Genomic DNA, 359 nt, shown 5'->3' on the forward strand with positions numbered 1-359 from the left:
GATGATGTGCATATATTTATATCCGAGAAGGTGTATAACTATCTTGTGAATTTGTTCAAATAATAGGAATGGAAATTATAAATGTGGATTAAAATTGTAAATCGCAAGGATGAACATGGTTATAGGGGATTTGACAGATGCTTTCCGAAGTGGGAATTAAAAAGAGGGATGTCCATTGAAGAAACAAAGGACTTGTGTCGTTATTATGAAATGGATCTAGATGTAGATGATGTTATAGATTTGTTTGACGAATATGTTGCATTATATAGAAAATTTCGCCTAATCTATCGCGATATCGAGATGATAATTGTGAGCGAAGAACCAATAGAAGATGAAAAACTATGTTTTTTAGGATATGA

Annotated in this window: 1 protein-coding gene; it reads left to right on the plus strand. The window is 32.0% G+C overall.

The window, feature by feature from the left end:
* Nucleotides 1-81 precede the first annotated feature (81 nt).
* The coding region (locus CSX02_RS09930; RefSeq protein WP_143248171.1) for a hypothetical protein at nt 82-359 on the plus strand (278 nt) is incomplete at its 3' end.

It is taken from the genome of Agathobacter ruminis (genome assembly GCF_002735305.1).
In the GTDB taxonomy this organism is placed as follows: Bacteria; Bacillota; Clostridia; order Lachnospirales; family Lachnospiraceae; genus Roseburia; species Roseburia ruminis.